The following is a 23,187-nucleotide window of genomic DNA, read 5'->3' as shown; positions in this document are numbered from 1 at the left end:
CATGGATAAACGAGCTGCGCTGCGCGTACTCGGCGCTTTAGGCGCCGCAACACTGGCCGGTGCGGCCACATTGACATTGACTGGCTGCAAGGACGATAGCAAGCCCAAGTTTCAGGGCGTGGATGTGACGGGCGCAGACTACGCCAAGGACATTCCGCTCACCGATGTCCACGGGAAAAAGCGCAGCCTCAAGGATTTCTCGGGCAAGGTGGTGGCCGTGTTCTTCGGCTACACCCAGTGCCCCGATGTCTGCCCCACCACGCTGCAGGAGTTGCTTGAAGTCAAGCAGGCCTTGGGCGCCGATGGCGACAAGCTGCAGGCCGTGTTTGTGTCGCTGGACCCCGAGCGTGATACGCCTGAGGTGCTCAAGGCCTATCTGGCCAACTTCGACGAGAGCTTTGTGGGGCTCAGCGGTACGGCCGACGAGATTGCTGCCGTGGCCAAGGATTTCAAGATTTTCTTCAAGAAAGTGCCAGGCAAGGTTGACGGAACTTACACCCTCGATCACTCGGCCGGTACCTATCTTTTCGATCCCCAGGGCCGGTTGCGCGTTTACGAGCGCTACGGCGCGGGGCCGCAGTTGCTGACTCAGGACGTGAAGGCACTGCTGGGCTGAAGCTGTCGCGACCAGCAGCATTGGTCTCAAACTCTGAAAATTATTGTTACATGTTGGTGTTTGATATAGCGCAAGGAGAGCGTGCGATGTCGCGCGCATAGTGAGCGACTTCAAACACTTGGCAAGGCTCGATCCGGCTTTCTAGAGTTGGGCATGCAGGCCGTTGATGCAGCATGGGGAGTGGCTGCACGCAGGGACGCCAGAGTGGATATCTGGAGTCTGTGTATGGCCGAGTGCCCTTTTTCTTCAATGCTCAAACCGGTGTCTGAACCAGCGCTGGCGGACTGTCAGCGCCGGTTGCGACTGGCCATGTCGGCCTGGCAGGAGGGGGTGAGCCTTTCCGTCATGCTGAGCCGGCGTGAGCAGCAGGCACTGGATGCCGCTCCGGACGGCATTTTGCTCGTGGACCGCGACGGGCACATCGTGACGGCCAACGCCGCCATGCAGGCCATTTCAGGCTACGGGCGCGGCGAGCTCGAAGGGCAGGCGCTGGACACGCTGCTGCCGCCCGAGTTTCAGGCCGGGCATGGCCATTACCTGCGCAGCTACTTTGCCCAGCCATCGCGCCGGCCCATGGGGCTGGGTGGCGTGCTGTGGCTGCAGCGCAAGCAGGGCAATGCCGTGCCGGTGGACATTGCTCTTGGCTATTTTGGCGATGACGACAAAGGCCTGGCCATTGCCTTTGTGCGCGATGTGACGGAGCTGCATCAGATGCAGCAACGCCTGAAGTTCCAGGCCACCAAGGACACCCTGACCGGACTCAATAATCGCTGGCAATTCGGCCAGGAGCTGCAGGAGCAACTCAAGCTCGCACAGGCCGACGGGGAAGCACTGGCCCTGTTGCAACTTGATCTCGACAACTTCAAGGCCATCAATGACGGCTACGGCCATGCAGCAGGCGATCAACTGCTGCGGGAGGTCGCCAGGCGGCTGAAGTCCCAGCTGCGCAGCGAGGGAGTGCTGGCACGCCTGGGTGGCGACGAATTCATGGTGCTGCTGGTGGGTGAGAATGCGGCCCGAGCCCGTTTCTGGAGCGAACAGATACTGGCTGCGCTCTCCATCCCCTTCAAGCATGACGGGCTGGCGCTGGATTTTGGTGCCAGCGTGGGCATTGCCCTTTATCCCGACGATGCGCAGACTGGCGACGACCTGATGCGTTTCGCCGATATGGCCATGTACAGCGCCAAGGCCCAGGGGCGTGGCCATGCGGTGTTTTTCGAACCTGCCATGGGCAAGGAGATGGCTGAACGCGTGCAACTGGCCGAGCGCTTGCGCATGGCGCTCAGCTATGGTGGCTTGCAACTGCACTACCAGCCTCAGGTCAAGGTCGAGAGCACCGCAGTGGTGGCTGTGGAGGCCCTGCTGCGCTGGCATGATCCCTTGCTGGGCAATGTCAGTCCGGCGCGCTTTATTCCGGTGGCCGAGGCCTCGGGCCAGATCGTGGCTCTGGGCAACTATGTGCTCGACGCAGCCTGCAAGCAGATCGCTTTGTGGCTCAAGGCCGGTACGCCGCTGCGGGTTGCGGTCAATCTTTCTGCCTATCAACTGCGGCAGGTGAATCTGGTTGAGCAGGTCAGCAGCTGTTTGCAGCGCTATCAGGTACCGCCGCAATGGCTGGAGCTGGAGGTAACCGAATCCCAGGCCATGATCAACCCCGCTCAGGGGAGCGAAGTGCTGCAGGCTCTGGCGCGGCTGGGAGTGACGATTGCGCTGGATGATTTTGGTACCGGCCATTCGTCATTGGCCTATCTTCAATATCTGCCGCTGCAGCGCGTCAAGCTGGGGCGGGAGTTTCTGTTTCCGTCGCCTTGTCGGGACAGGCTGATGGGCGGCATTGTGCATATGGCCCATGCGCTGGATCTGGAGGTGGTGGCCGAAGGTGTCGAAGAGCTCGATCAGCTGCAGCTGCTGCGTGACATCGGCTGCGAGTTCTTCCAGGGCTGGCTGCATTCGCGTGCCATGCCCGCCGAGCAGGTGCGGGACTGGCTGGCAGTGGCTTGATGATATTGACTGACGGGATTAGCGTGGCTGCTGCTTCCAGTCCGGCACGGGAAAATGCTCGTTGGATGCGGTGACGATCAGGTCCAGCACCGGCTTGCCATCCTCGTTGAAGCGTACTCCGGGGCCCCAACGCGCCTGTTGGCGCTGGCCCGAGAACCAGAACAGCTTGCGCTCCCAGCTGCCGGGCTTGGGCGGCTTGCGGTTGGCCTGAATCAGGTGCTCCTGTATGCGTTGAAGGCCTGCTGTGAGACGCCACGGAGCCAGCTGCAGAAGAGCATCTCGCAGCTCTTGCACCCAGGCCTCTGGCGCGGGCGAGAAGCGCTGGAATGACTGACCTGCGGCAAGTCTTCGCACGCGTTCGTGAAGCTCGATGCCATACAGTGCGCAGGCCTCGCTGACCTTGCCTTGTGCCATCAGATTGCGTGCCTTGCGCTCCAGAGCCGAGTCCTTGGGGGCCTCTGCCGGCGACCACAGCCAGCGGGCATCGCTCCACTGATGGCGGCAGTTGTAGAGAAATTCGGACGACACAAGCAATTGCCAGCCCGGCATCTTTGACTGCATGACCGATCGAACCAGCAGGCAGGGCTGGCGCTTGCGGGTGGCGGGGCCGTAGGCCGCAAGCACGGCGGTGGTGCGCGCCGCAGGTCGTCCGCGATCATCTCGCGGCCAGGACTGAAGCAGGCGCATGAGGTCGATGGCGGCCACATCGGCCTTGAGCCGTTCAAGTGCCTGCTGTGCATCCGCGAGCTCGTCCAGCAGGCCGAGGTTCAGCTCCTGATCCATCGAAGGGACACAGGTTTCAGCCTCATCGGTAGACGGACCGCAAGCCAAGGCCTGGATGGTGACTTGTTCCGGTGCTGCATCAGGCGCTGCGCGCCATTCATGCAGCAGCTGAGCAAAGCGCCCGGGGTTGCAGCTGACTTCATGGTGTATGACTTCACCGTCCGCATCACGCAGCGTGATCCAGGCATGAAGCCGATGCTCCGCGCTCAACTGCATGGCCTCCTCATACCTGGTGGCCGAGAAAGAGCCGTTGCCACCGTGGTGCACAAAGAATTCGACATCCATGCAACCGGCTGCTGCGCTGCTGGTAATGCGTGTTCTGGCTGCGTCCTTGTGCTCGGTCTGGCAATCCGGCAGCTGCAGCCATTGCTGCGAAATCTGGGCAATGAAGTCGTGCATGAAGAAGATGAAAAAAGCGTCTGAGCTGCGTCAGTCGTCAAAAAGACCGATGTAGCTCAGTCCGTTGTAGAGCTTATCCGGATCGGTGATCGGCTCGGTTGGGTCGGCATAGACAAACATGGCGTTGGCCGTGTGAATGCCATGGGTTTCACAGGCTTGCACGATGAGCGCGAGCGATGTGTCGGAGTCCAGAGTGCTGTGGCTCACCAAGGCAGAGACAGGGACAGGCTCGGGCAGCCAGATCATCAGCAGAAGGTCTTCGTCGAACAGAAATTGTCTGCCCAGATCCTGGCAGAAGCCGCAGCCCGTGACATCTTGCTTGCTGCTTTCAATGTCTTCGACTTCCAGCTCCCAGTAACTGTCTGCATGTTCAAAGTAGCGGGCAAATTCCGGCTCGCCCAATGGCGTATTTCCTATCCAGAAATGCAGTGCAGAAAAAGGCGCGGGCGGTGGTGCTGGACCCAGCTCCTCGACCCAGTCGAACAGGGTTCCGGGCTTGAGGCGGTGGCGCTTTTCCAGTTCCGGAAAGCCGCCGCCGGGTGTGCGGTTCAGCGCTTCGTCCACCAGGGCTTTGCGAAACGCCAGCGAATAGGTCTTGCCGGATTGGCTTTCAGACTTCATTGGGCGGGTCCGTAGTGCATGACCACGAGCTTGTTCAAAGGCTCCGGGTAGTCCCAGAAGGCTTCTTCCAGTTCCTGCAACTGCTCATGCTCGGCGTCCGTCAGCAGTGCAGGCAGATCGGAGAAGTCCACATTCTCTGGCATGTCTTCAAATCGCCTGAGCACCGCAAACATGTCTTGCAGACATTGCTGCGTGACGGGGGCGCCTATGGCTTGCAGAGCCTGCAGTGTGAGCTGATGGTTCTCCACTCCCCAGTTGCCCAGAAACTGCAGAAAGCCGCCGTTGTTGATATCGGCTTCCATGCGCCACAGAGCCACCAGCTCATGCTGGACCGGGGATATCTGTGTAACGTCCCATTTGGCGCCGAGCAGCGCACCCATGGCCTGGTTGTAGAGACTGTCCTGATCCATGTCCCAGACGCTGACCATGCCTGCGGGAGATGGCTGCCACAACGCCGGCCAGTTCAGACCGTGATCCTCGTCGCTCAGAACCCAGTGCAGCCTTTGCTCGGGCGTGGCTTTTTCGAGGCGGATATGCCGCTTGATGGGCTCGGCCAGTTCGCGTCCGTCCGCGAGTGCCAGCCAGATGGTCTGCTCGTCGATGCGAACGCCTGTGATGCGGTTGCTTCGTGGGTCCATGGCTCAGCTTTTTGCAGCGGTTTGATCCATCACCGTCTCGGCGGCCTGGTGCATCTTGGCCAGCTCGCGCGCGGGAATGGGGTGCTCGCCGTTGGCCATGCGTGTCAGCAGCGAGTGCAGCATCTCGGTGGAAAGGCCGTGCAGCACCAGGCGGTAGGCGGCATACAGGGTGGACAGGGGCACCATGGGATGCTTGTTGTTGAGCAGCACCAGGTGCTCAGGCGAGGCCAGGATCTTGGCGCAGTAGATGGCAACGGTTTCGTCGAGCTGCAGCGAGTTGCTGGCGCGCCAGAAGTCGTTGTCGGTCAGCAGCAACTGGTAGATGGGCGTGTACAGCTCAATGGCGCTTTGCAGGTCGATGACGTTGAAGCGCCCGCGCGGCATGTCTTCGAGCCTGAGATCGGGCTCGCGGATCATGGAGAAATCGGGCTCGGCCACGGGCACCAGTTCCTGCCCGTTCTCGCGCAGAGCCTTGTTCAGACGAATCACGAAGTTGAAGAGGTTGAGGTCGTGCTTGAGAAACAGCTCGTCCTTCACATCGTCGATTTCCATGGGCGTCAATGGCGCCGTGCTGACCTTGGTGGGGGCATTGGCGGCGACGAAGGCCAGTACCTGGGAGCCCAGATGAAAGTGGCGCATGATGAGCCAGTTGGCCTCTGGCGAGAGAAACTTCTTCATGCCGAAGGCCAGCAGGCGGTGCAGCAGCATGGAGTGCGACCAGCGCTTGGGCAGAAAGATCTTCAGCGCCTGAATGATGATCATGGACAGCCGCGCCAGCGGCCGCATGGCGGGCAGAAAGAACTGGCGCGAGCTGCTGCTGCAGTCGCGTAGCCAGGCGGCCTTGACGTCATCGGGCAAAGGTGTGCTCTGGTCGAGGTAGAGCGCCAGCCAGGGGCTGGGGTCGCGCTCGTCCCAGACATGGTCGTTGAACTCGTTCTTCATGAATCCTCCCGGTGCTTCTTGCTGCTTCTAGTTATCGCTCGGCCAGCACATGCTGAAACTGCATCAGGTACATGGCGGCCGTGTTGCGCGCGGTCTGCAGTATGGCCTGCTGGGCCGTGCCTTCACTGTCCAGCTCCAGCGCCATCTGCACGGCCAGCAGCCAGCGCTCCAGGTGGTTCTCGTCGTTGGCGCCGTGGTATTCGAGAAAGCGGAAGGCATCTGGCGGCAGCGGCAGGCTCTGGCGCAGCAGGGGCAGCAGGCTGGGAACGATGCGCTGGCCCGTGCCTTCAATGATGTAGATGGCGCCCAGCAGGCCGATCGGGTTGGGCGTGGCAGCCAGGCTGTGCAGATAGGCATTGAGCGCTTCGCCGCCTGGGTTGCGGCGCAGGCGGTTAATGTCGGTCTCGGTGCCGCCGGCCTTCAGATAGTCGCTGTGCAGAATCTTGAAGTCGTTCTGCTCCTCGCCTGCATGCAGGTCGATCAGCGAGGCCAGCGTGGCGTAGTCGCCGGTCAGCGAGGCCGCGCCTTCGCGCATCCACAGACTGCCTTCGCGCACCTGGGGAATCCAGTGACTCATCCAGCGCAGATAGTCGGTGATCTGCAACTGGCGCGTGCGCATGCGCTGGAGCAGGGGAGTGCGCCAGACATTGCTGCGGTAGTCCTGCCAGATGCTGGCCAGCTCGGTCAGCAGCGGCGCCAGTTGCGATGGCGCAGCGGCCGGGTCATGGGGTGCGGCGATGGTGGATACATCGGGAAGAGCATCATCCGGCAGCGCCGCCGACTGTGCCGATTTCCGAGGGGTGCTGGCCTCTGGCGTTTGCTCGGTATTCGCATCCAGCTCCACTTCCCATAGCATGTAGCCTGCTGTGAAACGGCCCGACTCGGGGATGAAGCAGAGCACTGTGTCGCCGGCTTTCAGACGCTGGCCCTGTTTTTGCAAAAACTCCGACAGCATGATGAAGATGGAGGCCGCCCCCGTGTTGCCGCGCCATGCCAGATTGCTCCACCAGCGCTCGCGCGGAATGCTGAGCTGGGCCTTGCCCAGCAGCTCGTCGACAACGGGGATGAAGCGCTCCGACGAGTAGTGGCAGAGAAAGTGGTCTATGCCGCGTTCGGGCACCCAGCCCTGGTGGGCAAGGGCTGCATATTCGTGAATGCAGACATCGAACAGATGCGGCAGCAGACGAATGTCCTGACGCAGTGCCAGAGCGCCTGCGGCCTCTGCATCGCTCCAGGCAGGGAAGTCCAGATGGCTTTTTCCGCGATCGGCCGTCATGCCCAGCTGCATGCACACGGGGTAGTCGCCGGCAAAGCTGCGCTGGTGTGTCCACTTGAGCTTGAGGCGCAGTCCGTTGGCCTGAGGCAGTGCCTTGGGGCCGCCCAGCAGCACGGCGCCCGCGCCGTCGGACAGCATCCAGCGCAGAAAATGGGCGTCAAAGTCTGTGTCATAGCCCTGGGCCGCAAAGCGCGAACGCTTGAAAAGGCGCGAGGGCATTTCGCTGGCCACCGACAGGGCCAGCGCATGGGCGCCGCTTTCCACTGCCATGGCAGCGGCCTGCATGGCGCCCACACTGGCGGCGCAGACCCCATGCACAGAAAGCGTTTCCATGGGCGGGGCGGCCATCTCGCCCTGAATCATGCTGGCAAAGCCGGGCATCAGCGCGTCCCCCCCCGAGGAGCCGCTGGACAGAAAGCCTACATCGCCGAGCTTTTTGCCAGCCAGGGCCAGAGTCTCCTCGATGGCTCCGGCAGCCATCTGGGCGTTGCTGAACACCGTCTGGCCTTCGCCATCAATGGCGTAGTGGCGGGTCTGGATGCCGTTTTCGGCCAGGATGCGGCGCTTGATACGCTCGGAGATGCGGTTCAGCGGTGCGACAAACGCATCCATGCCAGCATTGTCCACCGGGGCACCGGGCAGAAACATGCCGGCAGATTGCAGATAGACGTTGGAATAGGCAACAGGCATAGATCCTCAACAGGTTTTTACTTCACAGCGTCGGGTGGCATCTGCGGCTCGGTTCTTGCCGCGGGCCAGACCAGACCCAATACAAACACGCGTCCCATATAAGGCAGCAGGCCACCCTCGTTCAATGAAGGTGTGACCCGTTGGCGGTAAATGCGCTCGTGCAGTCCGCTCAGGTCAGACCAGTGGGCATGCGGGCATTCATGGTGCGCGGTGTGCAGGCCAATATTAAAAAGCAGGGGGTTGACCAGGCCTTCAAAGTTGCGCGCGTAGTTCAGCTCGATACCTGGAGTATTGCGCTGCGCTCTGGTCAGCGGCCTTCCATCGGCGTGGGCATGCTGCAGATAGTTGGTGGCCAGTAGCCAGTGCAGGCCGTGCAACTGGGGAACGATGATGAAGATCAACGCCTTTTGCCAGTCCAGCCAGAGAAAGAAGCCCCAGCTGCCCAGCCACAGCGCGTATTGCCCCATGCAGTAGCGAAAGGCGCCAGGCCAGTGACGGCGCAGATTGTTCAGCCAGCGAAAGAACAGCGGATACAGCACGAAGGCCGCCTGCACCGGGTGAATCAGATAGCCCCACAGATGATTGGTATCGCCGCCCCATTCAGGGCGGTAGGTGCGTGCCAGATCGCGTGGTCCGTGGCGAAATCGGTGGTGATTGGCCACATGGGCGGGCCAGAACACAAAGGTGGGGTGGCCTTGAAGCAGGGTGAGCCAGTAATCGGTGAAGCGGTTGGTCCAGCGCCCCCACCACATGCGCACATGGGTGTGGTTGTGGTGAATCACGCCTACGCCCAATGTCAGAAACAGCTCGATGCTGTAGAGAATGAAGCTGAAGCCATGGCTCCATTGCCACCACACGAGCAGCGGCAGCAGGAGCATGTAGAAGACGGATTGCCAGTCCCGCCAGTGGCGCAGGACTGGATACCGGCGCTGGGCAGGGTGCCTGCTCATTCAGTGACCGGAGCTTTTGGGGGTGTTGTCTGCAACCCGCGTGCGCATGAGCTGGTCCATGAAGGCCAGCGCAAAGCCATAGTTGCCTGCCGGGCGCGCGTGGTGCAGATGGTGACGGCGGCTGGCGGCCAGTGGATGGGTGTCGGAGACTGAGGGGAAAAAGTCGTAGTTGGAGTGGCCGATCAGATTCAGGATCAGGCTCAATACCGGCACAGAGGCCAGCGACCAGAAATAGAAGTCGTGCACCAGCATGGGCAGCAAGATGATGTTGCCCAGCATCAGAGCTTCGATGGGGTGGAAGCTGTAGGTGGACCAGGGTGTGGTCACCACGGAGCGATGATGGTCGCCGTGATAGCGCACCAGGCGGCGCGTGTGCAGCAGGCGGTGGTTGATCCAGAAGTGCACATCGTTCCAGATCAGCAGCGCAAAGATCTCCACAGCGATGCGTCCGGCGCTGGCTGTGGGCGAGAGCTGGGCCCAGCCCAGTTGCAGAAAGCCCCAGGGAACGATCATCCCGATGCCGAAGATCAGTATGGAATGAAAGGACTGGCGCCATTCACGTTGCAACTGACCGGGCTTGAGCGGACGTATATCCAGCGGCCTGCCAATACCTGCACGGGCAAGAGATGTCGTCAGAGCACCCATGAGCAGGCCGCCCAGCAGATAAATACCCCCGAAAAAAACCAGACCCAATGCCATGACTTGCCAGGCATTGAGCTGCGTGAACCAGGTACCAGCGTCCATGAAGGCTCCAAAAGCGGTGGCGCTGCCCTAGATACAACAATGCGCCCGACGGCATAGCGTAAACCCATGCCTGTCGGGCGCATGATAAAGGACGCCGCAGTAGCTCTCGTTGATACCCGGAGTGGCTTCAGCGTGTGGGATGGAGGAAAACTGGCGCACGTCATCTGCGTGACAGCGAGCAAGCGCCGCCGCGCAGCGAGGCTGTCGTCCCCCCTCGGGGGAAGCCGCAAAGCGGCTCAGGGGGCGTGTTTACTGCGCCGTGATGCCCTGCTCGCGAATGATGGTGCCCAGCGCCTTCACATCCTGCTGGATACGGTTGCTCAGGCCTTCGGGCGAGCTGCCCACGGCTTGCCAGCCTTGCATGGACAGCTTCTGGCGCATCTCGGGCGTACGCACGATCTCGCTGACGGCGGCCGCCAGCTTGTCCACATGGGCCTTGGGCATGGATCTGGGCGCAGCCACGGCGTTCCAGATTTCCAGATCAAAGTTGTTGACGCCGAGCTCTTTGAGGCTGGGAAGACCGGGAGCCAGCGGGCTGCGTGCTGCAGAGGTCACGCCGATGCCGTGCAGCTTGCCGGCCTGAATCTGTGCCATGGCCAGTGCCGGAGGGAGCATGGACAGCTTCAAATCGCCGCCCTGAATGCCGTTGAACACTTGGGGGTAGCCGGTATAGGGCACGTGCACGGCCTTGATGGCCGAGCGGCTCTTGAGCAGTTCCATGCCCAGATGGCCCACGGTGCCGACACCGGGCGAGCCATAACTCCATTTGTCGCCAGCCTTGGCAGCCGCTTCCATAAAGGCCTTGCCTTGTGGGGCCGACGCAGGGGCCACCAGTACCAGCGGAGCCACGCCGATCAGGCTCACGGGCTGTAGGTCCTTGATAGGGTCATAGCGCACGGCTGGGTTGAGCATCTTGGCAATGGTCATATTGCCGTTGATCATCACGCTGAAGGTGTAGCCATCTGCCTTGGCCACATATTCTCCGGCGATATTGCCGCCAGCACCCACGCGGTTTTCCACGATGATGGTCTGACCCAGCTTCTTCTCCAATGGCTCGGCCAACGCGCGGGCCGTCAGATCAGGCGAGGAGCCTGCGGGGAAGCCCACGATCAGGTGCAGGGGCTTGTCGGGCCAGTTGTCGGCTGCCAGGACGGCCGGAGCCATTGCTGTCGCCCCCATGGCGACTCCTGCAGCAACCAGGCTGCGGCGGGACAGGTTCTTCAAGATGCGCGAAGTGCGAATAGGCATGGCAGGTCTCTTTTGAATTCTTGATAGGCGATCGGTGCACATGAGAACATGCATCAATGCCGAAAAATAAAAAACCCGGAAATTATCCGGGTTCGAGGTTCAGCATTTCAGCCTTTTAAAGGCTTGGAGCGCAAGTTGGCGTTTACGCAAACTCGGCCAGCGCTTTTTTCATCTTTTTCATGGCGGCTACCTCAATTTGGCGAATGCGCTCGGCACTCACACCGTATTCGGCAGCCAGCTCATGCAGCGTCATGCCGCCAGATCCGTCGTCATTGACCTTGAGCCAGCGCTCTTCAACGATGCGGCGGCTGCGGTCATCAAGGCCTTCCAGAGCCATGACCAAGCCATCGGTTGCCAGATGATCGCGCTGGCGCGATTCGAGCATGGCTGTAGGCTCGTGACTGGCATCAGCCAGGTAGGCGATAGGGCCGAAGGCCTGTTCTCCATCATCGCTGGGAGAGGGATCCAGCAGCACATCGCCACCGGCCAGACGGGTTTCCATCTCGATGACTTCCTCGCGCTTGACGTTGAGCTTTGCAGCGACCGCGTCAATTTCGTTCAAGGTCAGGGTCTCGCGCAGGGCCAGCTCTTCGTCCGCCATGGCAGCATCGGACTTCAGGTCATGCTTCATCGAGCGCAGATTGAAGAACAGCTTGCGCTGGGCCTTGGTCGTGGCGACCTTGACCATGCGCCAGTTCTTCAGAATGTACTCGTGGATTTCCGCCTTGATCCAGTGCATGGCGTAGCTGACCAGACGCACGCCCTGATCGGGGTCGAAGCGTTTGACAGCCTTCATCAGGCCCACATTGCCTTCCTGAATCAGGTCGCCGTGAGGCAGGCCATAACCCAGGTACTGGCGCGAGATGGAGACAACCAGACGCAGGTGGGACATCACCAGACGCCCGGCGGCGTCCAGATCATTGTGTTCTTTGAGCTTGCGAGCGTAGTCCTGCTCTTCCTCAAGGGTGAGCATTGGCATACGATTGACCGCCGAGATATAGGCATCCAGGTTGCCCAGCGGAGGTACCAGCGCCCAGGGGTTCGCGGGCGCCAAGGCAGTAGCAATGGAGCCGGAGGCAGTTTTCATTGCAGGTTTCCTTTCTTCCATGATCTTCATATTAGCACTCCGTTAGAGGGAGTGCTAAAGACAAAGTTCCCACAGTTTTTGTTGGTTTTTGGTGGCGCACGTGGCTCGTATCGAACAGCGGGAAATTTTTTACATGCCCTTCGACCTCTGCCTTTCCCGGCATCCGGAGCAGTGCTCTAGCTGGAATGAGAGGCCAGGTTGTGCAGGCTCGCTCTGATTAATGTCTCTAATTTCCTGGCCGCCGAGCTTCGAGGTGCATGGCGGCGCATCACCATGCCCAAAGGACGTTGAATTCCAGGGGCCGACAAAGGAATCTGCGCAAGGCGGTCGGCCTGTAGCAGCGATATGGCTGTTTCGGGCAGTGCGCTGATGCCCAGACCAGCGCTGACCAAGGCTCCGATGGTCGCAATATGGTCAACTTCAAAGACAGGAGCGAAGTAAAGCCCTTTGGAGAGCAGATCCGCATCAATGTACTGGCGCACGCTGGCAGAGCTGGGCATGGAGACATGCGGATAGTCCAAGGTGTTCTCGATTGCGATCGGACCTGTCTGCTTTGATAGAGGATGGTCATCGGGACAGATGAGAAAGAACTGGTCCTCCATCAATTGCTCATAGGCGAGGTCTTCCTGTTTGGGATCGGCTGCAGTGAGCGCAAAGTCGACCTTGCCATCACGAACGAGATCAAACGCCGGGCCCGACAAGGTATCAAGCAAGGCAAGGCGCACCCCGGGGTGGATCCGCGTGAATTCGGCAAAGACCTTTGGCAACAGCGAGGCGGCCAGAGAGGGAAGTGCAGCAACCGTCACCGAACCAGTTCTGAGCTGTACGGTGTCCGTCACGGCGCGCAAGGCACGCTGCGTATCGCGCAAGATCTCCTGGGCATGGGCGATAAAGACATGGCCCGCATCGGTCAGCTCGACGGCGCGAGTGGTGCGCTCAAACAGTCTTGCTCCGATCTGGGCTTCTACACGCGCAATCAGAGCCGACAGCGCGGACTGGGAGAGGTGAACCTGGAGGGCGGCTTGGCCAAAGCTCTTGGTCTGGCTCAGGGCTACTACCGCTCTCAGGTCTTTGGTTGATAGGTTGGCTTGCACCACCGCAGTATAGGTAGCGGAGCTGCAGCGTCCTGGAGCTCCGCTACCTTCGCTTATTCAGCCTTGATGTCGCTGTCTTTGATCAGCCGGGCCCACTTGGCGTACTCGGCGTTGATGATCTTGGCCGACTCGTCCGGCGTGCTGTAGGTGGCAATAGTGCCCTGGGCGAGCATGGAGTCCTTGACATCCTGCTTGGACAGAATCACTTTCAGCGCTGAATTGATCTTCTGAATGACTGCAACTGGCGTTCCGGCAGGAGCCGAGAGTGCAAACATGGAGCTGACCTGCATGTCTGGAAATCCAGCTTCCACGACAGTAGCGATGTCTGGAATCGAGGCAACACGTTCTTTGGTCGTTGTGGCCAGAGCGCGGAGCTTGCCTGCCTTGATCTGACTCTGTGCGGCAGGAACGGTGTCAATCATTGCATTGACCTGACCGCCGAGCAGATCGGAAAGAGCGGGTCCGCTGCCTTTATAGGGCACATGCACGACTTCAACCTGTGTCTGACGCTTGAACATCTCGATCGAGAGATGCTGAGGCGAGCCATTGCCTGCGGATGCGAACGTGACGCTGCCGGGGCTGGTTTTGGCAAGGGCCACCAGTTCCCTGACGGATTTCGCCTGAACACTGGGATTGACCACAAATACCAGCGGAACGGTGCCTACGACCGAGATGTGAGAGAAGCTCTTATGGATGTCAAAAGGAGTCGCCGCAGGCGTCAGCGCTGCATTGATGGTGTGGCTTGTGAATGCCCCCATCAGCAAGGTGTAGCCATCGGCGGGTGATTTAGCGACTTGACCTGCGCCAAGGCTGCCGCCAGCTCCGGCGCGATTGTCGACGACGAACTGCTGCCCAAGCGCGTCTGAAAGCTGCCTGGCAAGAACGCGGCCGATGACATCCGTCGCTCCGCCTGGAGCATAGGGAACCACAAGCCTCACGGGTTTGTTGGGGTAATCAGTCTGCGCACTGGCTGCTCCAGATACGCCAGATGCAACGAGGGCTGTTGCAACCAAGCTAAGGAGCTTGCGGCGGCGCATGGCCGGATTGGCGAGTTGTGTGGGTTTCATGAAGTCTCCTTTAGGGTTTTCAGGTATGCGCTTTCTTGTTCGAGCGCTCGATTTTTCTTCTAATCAATAATATTATTAATAATCAGTGCATCAACAATGGTTAACCCTCCCATGACGAACAAGCCAGACCAGCAAGCCACGATCCATCCGGAAGCCGCTTCGAGCGGAATTTCCAAAGGACTCACCAACTACGGTGATCGCGGCTTCTCTCTTTTTTTGCGCAAGGCCTTCATCAAAGGAGCGGGCTATACCGACAAGGCGCTGGACAGACCCGTGATCGGTATCACGAACACAGGCAGCTCCTACAACCCTTGTCACGGAAACATGCCGCAATTGATCGAGGCGGTGAAGCGCGGCATCCTGATGGCAGGTGGACTGCCCATGGACTTCCCGACCATCTCCTTGCACGAGAGCTTTTCCCAGCCGACCAGCATGTATCTGCGCAACCTCATGTCCATGGACACGGAGGAGATGCTGCGAGCGCAGCCCATGGATGCGGTCGTGCTGATCGGGGGGTGTGACAAGACAGTGCCGGCTCAGCTGATGGGCGCGGCTTCGGTCGGACTGCCGGCGGTTCAACTGGTGACCGGCTCCATGCTCACTGGATCGCATCGAAGCGAAAGAGTGGGGGCCTGCACCGATTGCCGACGCTACTGGGGGAAATTTCGTGCCGAAGAAATTGATGCGGAGGAAATTTCCGACGTCAACAATCAGCTCGTCGCCAGTGTTGGCACCTGCTCGGTGGCGGGCACTGCCAGCACGATGGCCTGCATTGCAGAGGCTCTGGGAATTGGCCTTCCAGGCAGCGCGACCCCTCCAGCGGTCACTGCCGATCGCATCCGGATTGCGGAGCGATCCGGTGAGGTGGCCGTGCATATGGCGCGTGCAGGATTGAGCATTGACAAGATTCTCACGCCAGCTGCCTTCGAAAACGCCATGCGCGTGCTGCTGGCTATGGGGGGCTCGACCAATGCCATCGTGCATATGGCCGCGATCGCGGGTCGTCTGGGCTACGAGCTGGATCTCAAGGCCCTGGATGTCATGAGCCGCAATACTCCGGTGTTGCTCGATCTCAAGCCGTCCGGCGACCACTACATGGAGGACTTCCATGCAGCCGGCGGCATGCATACCCTGCTTCGAGAGCTCAAGCCTCTGTTGCACCTCGATGCTCTGACCGTGACGGGGCGCACCCTGGGCGAGGAACTGGAGGCGGCCGGCCCCGGCTTCAAGCAGCATGTGGTCAAGACTCTGGATGCTCCCTTGTATCCACAGGGGGGCATTGCCGTGCTGCACGGCAATCTTGCCCCGGCAGGCGCCATCATCAAGCAGTCCGCAGCGAACCCCGAACTGATGGAGCATGAGGGCCGTGCCGTTGTCTTCGAGAATGCGGAGGACCTGGCCGCTCGTATCGACTCGCCCGAGCTGGATGTCCGGGCCGAGGATGTGCTGGTGCTCAAGAATATCGGTCCCAAAGCAGCGGCGATGCCGGAAGCGGGTTACCTGCCCATTCCCAAGAAACTCGCCGCCCAAGGCGTGAAAGACATGGTGCGTGTCTCCGATGGCCGTATGAGCGGCACCGCTTTCGGCACCATCGTCCTGCATGTGACGCCGGAGGCGGCGATTGGCGGCCCCTTGGCCTGGGTGCAAACCGGAGACAGAATTCGCCTGTCGGTGCGCGAGCGCTGTATTGAGTGGCTGGTCAGCGATGAAGAGCTGGCTATGCGTCAGAATGCCAAGCCTGTTCAAGTTCCTGTAGCAGAGCGTGGTTACGCGCATCTGTTCAAGAAAACTGTTTTGCAGGCTGATCGTGGCGCAGACTTTGATTTCCTGACTGCGACGCAGCGCAAGGGTTCGATTCCAAGGAGTTAAGTTCATATGCCGACGGGCGCTTTTGCCAAGGACCGCCGTCCATCCGGGGCCGGCGCATCCGTGATTGCCGCGACATTGGAGGAAGACATTGTTCTGGGCCTCTTGGCTCCCAGAGTGCGTCTTGTCGAAGATGAGCTGATGGAAAGGTTCGCAGCCAAACGACATGTGGTGCGAGACGCTTTGGCTCAGCTCGAAAGTGCTGGCCTGCTTGAGCGCAGGCGCAATATTGGCTCCATGGTGAAGGCTTTCAGCAGGGAGGAAGTCATTCATCTCTACGAAATGAGAGAGCTGCTCGAGCTGGAGGCGATGCGCAGAATTGCGCTGCCTCTGGACCGTGATGCCCTGGAGCAACTCAGGCGCATTCAGGCCGGGCATGACGCAGCTATCCAGCAGCAGGACCCGCGCGGCATTTTTCGGACCAACCAGGAGTTTCATCGGCTTTTGTTTGCGCAGTGCGGCAATGTTTTTCTGTCGCAATCCATCGAAGACTTCGCGCGCCAAACGCATGCAATTCGATTTGGAACGCTGATGAACAGAGAGCGTCAGCTGCAATCCCAGAAGGAGCATCACGAGCTGCTGGCGGTGCTGGCGCAGGGGGAGGGGTCGAGGGAGCGTCTGATCCGCCTGACAGCAGATCATCTTGTGCCTCCAAGAGATCACTACTTGAAGGCACAAGAGGCGCTGCTGCCTTGAAGTGCTGATCAGTTCAGGAACATGCCTCGAATATCGTGAGCCGTGGCCAGAGGGCGGCCCAGTGCTGCGGCCCCCTGGCACACCTGGGCGACCAAGGCTGCATTGCTTGCTGCCGGCTCGCCGCTCTTCAGGAACAGGTTGTTCTCGAAGCCGACGCGCGCATGGCCGCCAAGACTTGCTGCAGCCATCGCGCATGCATTTTCCTGAGGGCCGAAGGCGCACATCGCCCATGGATGGGCATCGTCATGGGCATTCAGGAACGGCAGCAGATCGATGGGCGAAGAGGTCTGGCCCGCCGAGTAGCGGCCCAGCACAAAAAGCAGAAACCATTTGTTTTCGGGGATGACGCCGCTTGCAAGCAGGCGCTGCCAGGCCTGCACGTCCGCCACGTCATACAGGATGATCTGGGTCATCACATTGCTCTGCTTGAGCCATGTGAAGAAGGATTGGATATCCGCTTCGGGAACTTCAGGTTTGAGTATTTCGCGCAAGCCGACAGAGATCGCTTCCGGCGCCGTTTCCCGTGCGACCCGCATCTGCTCGTATGGCTGATAGACCTGAGCCGCTTCAGTGGTGACCTGAACCACCAGTTCCTGGCCCACCGCCTTGCGCACTGCAGCAGTGGCTTCAATGTAGGCGTGGGCATCGAGCAAATGCTTGCCGTCAGGCTTGCGTACATGCATATGAATCATGGACGCCCCGGAGTCCAGACATTCCCTGGCGGTCTTTGCCAGATCGGCCGCAGTCAATGGAACCTCGGGGTGTTGCTCCCTGGTCTTGTAGGCTCCGTTGGGAGCAACGGTGATGATCAGAGGTGTATTCATCATGCGTTCCTCTTACTGCACGGCAGCGTCGCCCACGGAAGGCAATTCGCTCTTGAGAAGTTCGAGACCTGCCAGCAGCGTCTTCTGGTAGCGCTGTTTCTCCTGCGCGATGCTCTCTGGAGTCCACTTGAAAAAACCTTCACCGGACTTCATGCCGAACTTGCCTTCAGCCACTCTTTGCGACAGGCATGGGCTTGGCTCCTTGTTGTCCGCCAGCGATGGATACATCGTCGCACCGGCAGCGCAGTGGACTTCCAGACCCGCATGGTCGCGTTGAAGCACGGGGCCCGCTGCAAGAAAGCGAAAACCGAAGCCAAAGCGCACAGCTGAATCCACGTCTTCGGCTGATGCAATGCCCGCTTCAATCAGTGCAAAAGCCTCGCGAGCCAGCGCGTGCTGAAGACGGTTCGCCAAAAAGCCTGGCAAGTCCTTCTTGACCAGCACCGGCACCATGCCGCACTGACGCATGAACGCATGAAGGTTCTCTGCACACTCCATGCGGGATGCCTCGCCGCACACCACTTCGACAAGAGGCGTCAGGTGCGCGGGCATGAAGAAATGCAGCCCCAGCATGCGTTCCTGTGTTTGCAGGCCTTGTGCAATTGCGGTGATGGGAAAGCTCGAGCTGTTGCTGGCCAGCAATGCATCTTTGCGGGCGCGCTGCTCGAGTTGCTTGAAAAGCGCTTGCTTGATGTCCAAACGCTCCGGGATGCACTCGATCACCAGGTCTACCGAGCTCCAGTCCAGGTCGTCCAAGGACGATACGACGGACAACTGGGCAAGCCGCTGAGCGGCATCGAGTTGGGTCAAGCCGTGATGGACCAGTTCAGGGACTTTGGCAGCCCGGTCGGCATCGGGCTCGACAACAGTCGTTTTGCACGCTCCGCGGCAAAGGACGACCGCGACATCGGCTCCCATCGTCCCGCCGCCAATGACAACAGCATGTGAACGCGAGGGACGGAAAAAGTGCCCAGGCGCACTGAAAATCTTTTGCTCCAACGGATGTCTCCAAGTTCTATGAGTCTTGGAGTGAGTCTGGAGGGTTTCGATAAATTTGTTAAACAAATTTATTGGGATAAATATCCTGATTTTTAAATATATTGCGATGTGCCTCTTCTATCCGTGAGGAGCCGTCGACACGATTCAGCAAATCGCAGGCGGAGCAAAAGGGCGGCAGTCTTTGATCGACTTGGAGCGTGCTATGAATGCGCCACGGCAACGCATTGGGCCGCTATGCCGCTCACTGGCACCAGCTTGGACGCTACCTGGAGTGCTGCACTGACATTCACCAAGATTAGAAACAAGGTGCATGGTAGAGAGATGCACCAGAGCTGGAGAGGCAAGCAGTGGTACTTCCGCATGGGGGCTGATCCTGGCCTGGTGCACACAGTACGTGGCACGGCCGCCAATGTCGGCGAGCTTGTCGAGGCCAGCGGCTTGCCATAGAGGCAGGAAATCGATGCCCATGGAAATGCAGGCTGCCAAGTTGCAGATCAGCGGGTAGATTCTTGCCCATGGGCATGGAGCGCCATCAAAGTCAGCGGGCTGGCCTGCGACCCGAAAAGATCACAAAGCTGCCCAGTGCCAGCAGCCACACGGCGATGGCGGCATAGAGCATTACGCCGCCAAAGCTGTGTACCAGTGCCTCGCGGGCAATGTCTGTCAGTGCCTGCGGCGAAGTGATGGCACCAGCGCCTGCCTGCAGGGCGTGCAGGTTGCCAGAGACAATGCCGTTGGCCATCTCGCGCAGCGCAGCAGCATCTACGGGTTCATGCAATGCGGTTTGCAGGTGCTGCTGCACGCCGCGCACCAGCAGGAAACCCATCAGCGCGATATTGATCGACAGCGTAATCATGCGGGCACTCATGTCGATGCCGGACGCCATGCCGGCGCGTGCGCTGGAGACCGCTGCAGTGGTGGTATTGGTCACCGGGGTGTTGGTGATACCCAGCCCTGCGCCGGCGATCAGGCAGCCCGGCAGCACGTAAAGCCAGTGGCTGTGGGCAAGCTGGCTGCCAGCGAGCATCAGCATGAATCCAAGGCCGATGGCGAATAACCCCAGCGGAATGGCGATACGCGGCCCATAGCGCATCGCGATGCGTTCTCCAACCACCGGGAACACCAGCGTGGGAAGGGTGTAGGCTAGCAGCGAGACGCCGGCGGCCGTGACATCCTGACCTAGCGCACTTTGAAAATAGATGGGCAAGTAGATGATGAACGCCCAGAAGCTGAAGTTCATGCCCATGGAGCCCATCAGCGCACCGGAGAAATTGCGTACCCGAAAGACGGAGAAGTCGAACATGGGATGCTGGGCACGCAGTTCCACCCACACAAAGGTTGCAAAACTCAGCAGACCCACAGCCATGGCGGCCAGCGCAGACATGCTGCCAAAACCGGTATCGGAGCCCTGGGTCACAAAGAAGGCCAGGCCGAATACTGCGAGGGACAGCGTGACGATGCCCGCAAGATCCAGCGCGACGGCCTTGGGGTCATGCGATTCCTGCACGGCGATGGTGGCAAGAAAGAAAGTCAGCGTGGCAATCAGCACGTGTACCCAGAACACCCAGCGCCAGTCCGATAGGGCGACGATCATGCCGCCAATGAGGGGGCCGAAGCCCAAGCCTATGCCCAGCATGACTCCCCAAGTGCTGAAGGCGCGGCTGCGCTCGGCGCCTTGCGGAAATTGATGCGAGAGGACGGCTACCAGGCAGATCAGCATGGCGCCGCCACTGGCCCCCTGGAACACGCGGCTGGCAATCAGCATCGGTGTGTTCCATGCCAGGCCGCACAGCAGCGATGAAAACGCAAAGAGGGCGATGGAGATCAAAAAGACCCGCTTGCGGCCAAACCGGTCTGCCAGTGTCCCGGTGGCCATGAGCACCGAGACGCAGGCGATGGTGTAGGCATTCATGATCCACTGAATGTCTTTGAAGTCACTGTGCAGAACGGACTCCAGCGTGGGCAAGATGACAGGCACGCTGGAGATTTCAAGGCTGAACATCAGTGCGGCCAGACAGACCGATAGCAGCGCAATGCGATTGCGCCGGGTCGGTGCCGGCTCCAGGCTGCTGGTGTTCAAGAGATCAACATCATTCGAGGACATGGTTGCGCACTCCAGAAAAGGGAAACGGCGTTCTGGCGCAGAACGTTCAACGCGAGTCTATGGGAATAAAATTCTTAAATTTACGCGTTGATTTCCCATCATTGGGGAGCTAAAGGATCCAATCGACATGACTGTGCAAGACCCTCTGGAAGGAGTCTCCACCTTTGTGCAGGTGGTGGAGGCGGGCGGCTTCACTGCTGCTGCCAAGCGGCTTGGCGTGACGCGCTCTGCTGTGGGAAAGGCCGTTGCCAGGCTGGAGGCACGTCTGGGCTCGCGGCTACTGCAGCGCAATACGCGTACCCAGACCTTGACTGCGGAAGGGCAGATCTACTACGAGCGCTGCACTCGTGCACTCAAGGAGCTGGATGCAGCCGAGGCGGATCTGGACAGTGGCCGCATGGAGCCCATCGGCCGCCTGCGGGTCAGCGTGCCAGAAGGCTTTGGGCAGCTGTGCGTGGCGCCAATACTGCTGAATCTGACGCGTCTGTATCCGCAGCTGAGCATCGATCTGTCGTTTGGCGACCGTACAGTGGATCTGATCGAGGAAGGATTTGACCTAGCCATACGCATAGGCCCGCTGCAAGACAGCGGCACCCTGTCTGCGCGTCTGCTGGGCACACAGCACATCAGCATCGGAGCTTCCCCGGCCTATCTGGCACGCCACGGCACGCCCGGCAAACTGGAGGAGCTCGATGGTCATGCGGTCATCAGTTACTCGCACTCGGGTGTCGTCGCCCCGTGGAATGTTTCGCCAGTTGCTGGGCGAGGCGCCAGCTCGGACTACCGCCTGCAGGTGCGCTCCCAGATCAGCATGGACGATATACAGGCCATTGCCGCTGCTGCTGTGGCGGGCTATGGCATTGCCTGGGTCCCCTGCTGGCTGCTGAGCAGCTATGCCAAGCGTGGCGAGCTGGTACACATCCTGCCTGCTTATCGAGCCCGCTCTTATGAGATCCATGCACTCTGGCCACAGGCACGGCAATTACGTTGCAAGTTGCGGGTGGCCATTGACGCGCTGGTGGCCGAGATTCCGGCGTTGCTGAATCCTGAGGATGATGCGGTGGCAAAAAACGACAATTCAATCCGTTCTCGGTAAGGGCTGCGCTTTTCCACTAGGGAATCTCTGAATAAATCCTCAACGCATGTACTTGCACATGCGTGCCGGGTGCGTCGGCATTTCGGCCCATGCAGCAAACTGATCTCGGCCTGAACCTCTCCACCAAGAAGACACGCAAACGCGAATTCCTTGAACAGATGCAGCAGGTTGTGCCCTGGAGGGATATGGTGGCACTGATTGCACCATACGCTCCAGAAGGGCGCAAAGGCCGACCACCGTTTCCCGTTGAGATGTTGCTGCGCATCCACTTCATGCAGCAGTGGTTTATTACCCTCAGCGATCCTGCCATGGAGGAAGCGCTGCATGACATGCCACTGTTCCGGGACTTTGCAGGCTTGTCATGGGACAGCGCTACACCCGATGAGAGCACCATCCTGCGCTTTCGCCATTTGCTGGAAACGCACAAGCTCGCGGAGCAGATTCTGCAAACCGTCACAGACCTGCTGGAGGGGAAAAAAGCTGCTGCTTCGTACCGGAACCATCGTGGATGCCACACTAATTGCAGTGCCCAGTTCCCCCAAGAACAGCTCCAGGTCTTGTGATCCAGAGATGCACCAGACCAAGAAAGGTAACCAGTGGCACTTTGGTATGAAGGCCCACATTGGCGTGGATGCAGACTCAGGGTTGGTGCGCACCGTACGAGGCACTGCAGCCAACATCAACGATGTAGTTGAAGCCAACAGCTTGCTACACGGACAAGAAACCAATGGATATGGCGACGCTGGCTACCAAGGTGCTGATAAGCGTCCCGACATGCCTGCGGCCACACCTGAGCGCAAACTGCGTTGGCATATTGCGATGAAGCGCAGCAAGCGCAAGGCCCTGGATCTGATGGAGCCGATCTCCGCCTTGCAGGAGCAAATTGAGCAGGTCAAATCCAAGATACGGGCCAAGGTCGAGCACCCATTCCGGGTCATCAAACGGCAGTTTGGTCATGTCAAAGTTCGCTACCGAGGCTTGAGCAAGAACACTCAGCAGTTGCATACCTTGCTTGCCTTGGCAAACTTATGGATGGCCCGTGGCCCGTGGCCGGTTGCTTGTGAACATCCAATCCAAGCCAGTGATAACAGCCTAAAAAGGCAATATGCCCGCGAAGCGCGGGCATATTGGGGGGAGGAGAGTCGCCAAAAATAGCGGTACACGCTTATGCGGTGACTATCACGCTCGGAACTGCTTTGTGCAGAGGTTCCCTAAGTCCGGAATCGTTGTCTTAACCACCCACGCTGCAGTGGGCCCGGGCGAGGTTTTGCTCCTAGGGACCGACGATATCCACTCCACCGAAGTAGTTGGCCAAGCTGCTACGTATCACCTCCACCTCTATGGGAGGCCATTGAGTGCTCTTTCAAGTTTTCAAGCCCGTTGCTTCAGCCGAGCATCAACCAAGACACGCCCCGAGCAACACCAAGAAACCTCTTGGTACAAAGT

21 protein-coding genes and 1 pseudogene are annotated in these 23,187 nt (G+C 59.8%); 7 read left to right on the top strand and 15 right to left on the bottom strand.

Annotation, left to right across the window (positions count from 1 at the left end):
• Position 1 precedes the first annotated feature (1 nt).
• Together DFO48_RS08665 and DFO48_RS08660 are read left to right on the top strand one after the other, a co-directional pair.
• Positions 2–616 carry an SCO family protein gene (locus DFO48_RS08665; protein ID WP_034348560.1) on the top strand — a complete coding sequence of 205 codons (615 nt, stop codon included), beginning with the start codon at positions 2–4 and terminating at the stop codon, positions 614–616.
• A 225-nt stretch (positions 617–841) separates the two neighbouring features.
• Entirely contained in the window at positions 842–2,617 is a 1,776-nt protein-coding gene (locus tag DFO48_RS08660; RefSeq protein WP_034348613.1) for a bifunctional diguanylate cyclase/phosphodiesterase, read from the top strand.
• Positions 2,618–2,635: 18 nt separating this feature from the next.
• Here the strand turns inward: DFO48_RS08660 and DFO48_RS08655 are convergent, their stop codons facing one another.
• From DFO48_RS08655 to DFO48_RS08605, 12 genes and pseudogenes are all read right to left on the bottom strand, one after another.
• The gene (locus DFO48_RS08655; protein ID WP_114863150.1) at positions 2,636–3,799 is read right to left on the bottom strand and encodes a hypothetical protein; all 1,164 of its coding nucleotides are present in this window, start codon (positions 3,797–3,799) and stop codon (positions 2,636–2,638) included.
• A gap of 30 nt (positions 3,800–3,829) precedes the next feature.
• Positions 3,830–4,420 (bottom strand): immunity 22 family protein, encoded by a 591-nt coding sequence (locus tag DFO48_RS08650; RefSeq protein ID WP_114863149.1) that lies wholly within the window; start codon positions 4,418–4,420, stop codon positions 3,830–3,832.
• Positions 4,417–5,058, bottom strand: a complete 642-nt coding sequence (locus DFO48_RS08645) for a DUF4375 domain-containing protein (RefSeq protein ID WP_114863148.1) — start codon at positions 5,056–5,058, stop codon at positions 4,417–4,419. The genes DFO48_RS08650 and DFO48_RS08645 overlap by 4 nt, the downstream gene beginning before the upstream one ends.
• Positions 5,059–5,061: 3 nt before the next feature.
• Positions 5,062–6,000 (bottom strand): hypothetical protein, encoded by a 939-nt coding sequence (locus DFO48_RS08640; RefSeq protein ID WP_003075511.1) that lies wholly within the window; start codon positions 5,998–6,000, stop codon positions 5,062–5,064.
• A gap of 31 nt (positions 6,001–6,031) precedes the next feature.
• The gene (locus tag DFO48_RS08635; protein WP_003075513.1) at positions 6,032–7,966 is read right to left on the bottom strand and encodes a StlD/DarB family beta-ketosynthase; all 1,935 of its coding nucleotides are present in this window, start codon (positions 7,964–7,966) and stop codon (positions 6,032–6,034) included.
• A 17-nt stretch (positions 7,967–7,983) separates the two neighbouring features.
• The gene (locus DFO48_RS08630; RefSeq protein WP_114863147.1) at positions 7,984–8,916 is read right to left on the bottom strand and encodes a fatty acid desaturase; all 933 of its coding nucleotides are present in this window, start codon (positions 8,914–8,916) and stop codon (positions 7,984–7,986) included.
• Complete coding sequence (locus DFO48_RS08625) at positions 8,917–9,660, bottom strand: sterol desaturase family protein (protein WP_114863146.1); 744 nt, start codon at positions 9,658–9,660, stop codon at positions 8,917–8,919. It lies immediately after the preceding gene.
• Positions 9,661–9,909: 249 nt separating this feature from the next.
• On the bottom strand, positions 9,910–10,908 hold the full coding sequence (locus tag DFO48_RS08620) for a tripartite tricarboxylate transporter substrate binding protein (protein ID WP_003075518.1): 999 nt from the start codon (positions 10,906–10,908) through the stop codon (positions 9,910–9,912).
• A gap of 142 nt (positions 10,909–11,050) precedes the next feature.
• Complete coding sequence (gene rpoH, locus DFO48_RS08615; RefSeq protein ID WP_003075520.1) at positions 11,051–11,995, bottom strand: RNA polymerase sigma factor RpoH; 945 nt, start codon at positions 11,993–11,995, stop codon at positions 11,051–11,053.
• A 176-nt stretch (positions 11,996–12,171) separates the two neighbouring features.
• Complete coding sequence (locus DFO48_RS08610) at positions 12,172–12,864, bottom strand: LysR substrate-binding domain-containing protein (RefSeq protein ID WP_233506382.1); 693 nt, start codon at positions 12,862–12,864, stop codon at positions 12,172–12,174.
• Positions 12,865–12,951: 87 nt separating this feature from the next.
• Positions 12,952–13,089 (bottom strand): annotated as a pseudogene (locus tag DFO48_RS25595) (LysR family transcriptional regulator); the annotation flags it as partial.
• A gap of 53 nt (positions 13,090–13,142) precedes the next feature.
• Entirely contained in the window at positions 13,143–14,156 is a 1,014-nt protein-coding gene (locus DFO48_RS08605; protein WP_034348564.1) for a tripartite tricarboxylate transporter substrate binding protein, read from the bottom strand.
• A gap of 111 nt (positions 14,157–14,267) precedes the next feature.
• Between DFO48_RS08605 and DFO48_RS08600 the strand changes: the two genes are divergently transcribed.
• Positions 14,268–16,025: an IlvD/Edd family dehydratase gene (locus DFO48_RS08600; protein WP_114863145.1), complete on the top strand. Its 1,758-nt coding sequence runs from the start codon at positions 14,268–14,270 to the stop codon at positions 16,023–16,025.
• Positions 16,026–16,085: 60 nt separating this feature from the next.
• Positions 16,086–16,718, top strand: coding sequence for a GntR family transcriptional regulator (locus DFO48_RS08595; protein WP_233506358.1), 633 nt, complete (start codon positions 16,086–16,088; stop codon positions 16,716–16,718).
• Positions 16,719–16,726: 8 nt separating this feature from the next.
• Here DFO48_RS08595 and DFO48_RS08590 read toward each other — a convergent pair whose 3' ends face one another.
• Both DFO48_RS08590 and DFO48_RS08585 read right to left on the bottom strand, forming a co-directional pair.
• Positions 16,727–17,542 carry a 3-keto-5-aminohexanoate cleavage protein gene (locus tag DFO48_RS08590; RefSeq protein ID WP_114863143.1) on the bottom strand — a complete coding sequence of 272 codons (816 nt, stop codon included), beginning with the start codon at positions 17,540–17,542 and terminating at the stop codon, positions 16,727–16,729.
• 12 nt (positions 17,543–17,554) lie between these two features.
• Entirely contained in the window at positions 17,555–18,460 is a 906-nt protein-coding gene (locus DFO48_RS08585) for a 3-hydroxyacyl-CoA dehydrogenase family protein (protein WP_233506381.1), read from the bottom strand.
• 402 nt (positions 18,461–18,862) lie between these two features.
• Here DFO48_RS08585 and DFO48_RS25590 point away from each other — a divergent pair, with 402 nt between their 5' ends.
• Positions 18,863–18,988, top strand: coding sequence for a hypothetical protein (locus tag DFO48_RS25590; protein ID WP_370449566.1), 126 nt, complete (start codon positions 18,863–18,865; stop codon positions 18,986–18,988).
• A 91-nt stretch (positions 18,989–19,079) separates the two neighbouring features.
• Here DFO48_RS25590 and DFO48_RS08575 read toward each other — a convergent pair whose 3' ends face one another.
• Positions 19,080–20,645, bottom strand: coding sequence for an MFS transporter (locus tag DFO48_RS08575; protein WP_114863141.1), 1,566 nt, complete (start codon positions 20,643–20,645; stop codon positions 19,080–19,082).
• A gap of 127 nt (positions 20,646–20,772) precedes the next feature.
• Between DFO48_RS08575 and DFO48_RS08570 the strand changes: the two genes are divergently transcribed.
• Together DFO48_RS08570 and DFO48_RS08565 are read left to right on the top strand one after the other, a co-directional pair.
• The gene (locus DFO48_RS08570) at positions 20,773–21,741 is read left to right on the top strand and encodes a LysR family transcriptional regulator (protein WP_003075533.1); all 969 of its coding nucleotides are present in this window, start codon (positions 20,773–20,775) and stop codon (positions 21,739–21,741) included.
• A gap of 89 nt (positions 21,742–21,830) precedes the next feature.
• Positions 21,831–22,896, top strand: a protein-coding gene (locus DFO48_RS08565; RefSeq protein WP_233506357.1) for an IS5 family transposase whose coding sequence is annotated in 2 segments (ribosomal slippage) — positions 21,831–22,211 and positions 22,213–22,896 — 1,065 coding nt in all. Because the reading frame shifts where the segments join, the coding sequence is not laid out codon by codon here.
• The last annotated feature ends 291 nt before the right edge of the window (positions 22,897–23,187 follow it).

Origin of the sequence: Comamonas sp. AG1104, assembly GCF_003350425.1 — a bacterium.
Lineage (GTDB): Bacteria > Pseudomonadota > Gammaproteobacteria > Burkholderiales > Burkholderiaceae_C > Comamonas > Comamonas testosteroni.
Note: the sequence above shows the minus strand (reverse complement) of the source record. Positions and strands in the feature narration are given on the sequence as shown.

Bases quoted from the DNA above. Each gene is read 5' to 3' on its own strand.
- DFO48_RS08665 (WP_034348560.1), top strand. From the start codon at position 2: ATGGATAAACGAGCTGCGCTGCGCGTACTCGGCGCTTTAGGCGCCGCA.
- DFO48_RS08660 (WP_034348613.1), top strand. From the start codon at position 842: ATGGCCGAGTGCCCTTTTTCTTCAATGCTCAAACCGGTGTCTGAACCA.
- DFO48_RS08655 (WP_114863150.1), bottom strand. From the start codon at position 3,799: ATGCACGACTTCATTGCCCAGATTTCGCAGCAATGGCTGCAGCTGCCG.
- DFO48_RS08650 (WP_114863149.1), bottom strand. From the start codon at position 4,420: ATGAAGTCTGAAAGCCAATCCGGCAAGACCTATTCGCTGGCGTTTCGC.
- DFO48_RS08645 (WP_114863148.1), bottom strand. From the start codon at position 5,058: ATGGACCCACGAAGCAACCGCATCACAGGCGTTCGCATCGACGAGCAG.
- DFO48_RS08640 (WP_003075511.1), bottom strand. From the start codon at position 6,000: ATGAAGAACGAGTTCAACGACCATGTCTGGGACGAGCGCGACCCCAGC.
- DFO48_RS08635 (WP_003075513.1), bottom strand. From the start codon at position 7,966: ATGCCTGTTGCCTATTCCAACGTCTATCTGCAATCTGCCGGCATGTTT.
- DFO48_RS08630 (WP_114863147.1), bottom strand. From the start codon at position 8,916: ATGAGCAGGCACCCTGCCCAGCGCCGGTATCCAGTCCTGCGCCACTGG.
- DFO48_RS08625 (WP_114863146.1), bottom strand. From the start codon at position 9,660: ATGGACGCTGGTACCTGGTTCACGCAGCTCAATGCCTGGCAAGTCATG.
- DFO48_RS08620 (WP_003075518.1), bottom strand. From the start codon at position 10,908: ATGCCTATTCGCACTTCGCGCATCTTGAAGAACCTGTCCCGCCGCAGC.
- rpoH (WP_003075520.1), bottom strand. From the start codon at position 11,995: ATGAAAACTGCCTCCGGCTCCATTGCTACTGCCTTGGCGCCCGCGAAC.
- DFO48_RS08605 (WP_034348564.1), bottom strand. From the start codon at position 14,156: ATGAAACCCACACAACTCGCCAATCCGGCCATGCGCCGCCGCAAGCTC.
- DFO48_RS08600 (WP_114863145.1), top strand. From the start codon at position 14,268: ATGACGAACAAGCCAGACCAGCAAGCCACGATCCATCCGGAAGCCGCT.
- DFO48_RS08590 (WP_114863143.1), bottom strand. From the start codon at position 17,542: ATGAATACACCTCTGATCATCACCGTTGCTCCCAACGGAGCCTACAAG.
- DFO48_RS08585 (WP_233506381.1), bottom strand. From the start codon at position 18,460: ATGGGAGCCGATGTCGCGGTCGTCCTTTGCCGCGGAGCGTGCAAAACG.
- DFO48_RS25590 (WP_370449566.1), top strand. From the start codon at position 18,863: ATGCACCAGAGCTGGAGAGGCAAGCAGTGGTACTTCCGCATGGGGGCT.
- DFO48_RS08575 (WP_114863141.1), bottom strand. From the start codon at position 20,645: ATGTCCTCGAATGATGTTGATCTCTTGAACACCAGCAGCCTGGAGCCG.
- DFO48_RS08570 (WP_003075533.1), top strand. From the start codon at position 20,773: ATGACTGTGCAAGACCCTCTGGAAGGAGTCTCCACCTTTGTGCAGGTG.